This window comes from Paenibacillus arenilitoris, from assembly GCF_014705655.1.
In the GTDB taxonomy this organism is placed as follows: Bacteria; Bacillota; Bacilli; order Paenibacillales; family Paenibacillaceae; genus Pristimantibacillus; species Pristimantibacillus arenilitoris.
This window is the reverse complement of the sequence record NZ_JACXIY010000080.1, coordinates 1-1488: the sequence shown is the minus strand read 5'-3', so window position 1 is coordinate 1488 and position 1488 is coordinate 1. Positions and strand designations below refer to the sequence as shown.

1 protein-coding gene is annotated in these 1488 nt (G+C 63.4%); it reads left to right on the top strand.

The features are described 5' to 3' along the window. Window positions 1-1488: glycoside hydrolase family 3 protein (locus tag IDH41_RS31070; RefSeq protein ID WP_190868226.1), on the top strand; the 1488-nt coding region annotated here is incomplete at both ends.

Below are 1488 nucleotides of genomic sequence, written 5' to 3'. Positions count from 1 at the left end.
GCGGGCATCGCGTGCTCTTGGGACCGCGGTCTCATCCGGAAGGTCGGCGTTGCGCTCGGCGAGGAATGCCAAGCCGAAGACGTCGCGGTGCTGCTCGGACCGGGCGCGAACATTAAGCGTTCCCCGCTCTGCGGCCGCAACTTTGAATATTTCTCCGAAGATCCGTATCTGTCCTCGGAGATGGCGGCGAACCATATCATGGGCGTGCAGAGCCAAGGCGTCGGAACGTCGCTGAAGCATTTCGCCGCGAACAACCAGGAGCACCGCCGCATGACGGTGGACGCGATCGTCGACGAGCGTACGCTGCGCGAAATCTACTTGGCGAGCTTCGAGGGCGCCGTCAAGCAGGCGCAGCCTTGGACGGTCATGTGCTCGTACAACAAGGTGAACGGCGAATATGCCGCGGAGAACCGGTTCCTGCTGACGGAAGTGCTGAAGGACGAATGGGGCCACGTGGGCTTCGTCGTCTCCGACTGGGGCGCGGTGAACGAGCGGGCGGAAGGACTGGCGGCCGGTCTCGAGCTCGAGATGCCGTCAAGCGACGGCGCAGGCGACCGCAAGCTCGTCGAGGCGGTGAAGAGCGGCCGACTCGCCGAGAACGTGCTGGACGATGCGGTGGAGCGCATCTTGACCGTCATTTTCAAAGCCGTCGACCATAAGAAGCCGAATGCGGCGTATGACGCCGACGCGCATCACCGGATTGCCCGCGAAGCGGCAAGCGAGAGCATGGTGCTGCTCAAGAACGAAGGCGGCATCCTTCCGCTCGCCAAGGAAGGCCGCATCGCGGTCATCGGCGAATTCGCCCGCAGCCCGCGCTATCAAGGCGGCGGCAGCTCCCATATAAAGCCGACGCGCATCGACGATATTGCGGAGGAGATTCGCCTGTCGGCCGGCAGCGGCGCCGTCGTTGCTTACGCGCAGGGGTATAAAGCGGACAGCGACGAGATCGACGAGACGCTGCTGCAGGAAGCGGCCGATACGGCGGCAAGCGCGGACATTGCCGTGTTGTTCGTCGGGCTCCCGGAGCGGTATGAATCGGAAGGTTACGACCGGACGCATTTGTCGCTGCCGGCGAACCATCTCGAGCTGATCGAGCGCGTATCGGCGGCGCAGCGCCGGACGGTCGTCGTGCTGAGCAACGGCGCGCCTGTCGAGATGCCGTGGCTCGGGCAGGTGCAGGCCGTACTCGAAGCGTACTTGGGCGGACAGGCGCTCGGCGGCGCGATCGCGGACCTGCTGTTCGGGGACGCGAACCCTTGCGGCAAGCTGGCAGAGACGTTCCCAATCCAGCTAAGCGACAATCCTTCGCATCTGAACTTCCCTGGCGAAGGCGATCGCGTCGAGTATAAGGAAGGCCTCTTCGTCGGCTACCGCTACTACGACGCGAAGAACATGAAGACGTTGTTCCCGTTCGGCCACGGTCTCAGTTATACGACGTTCGAATACTCGTCGATCGAAGTCGACAAGCGGGAAGCAGGCGATAACGAG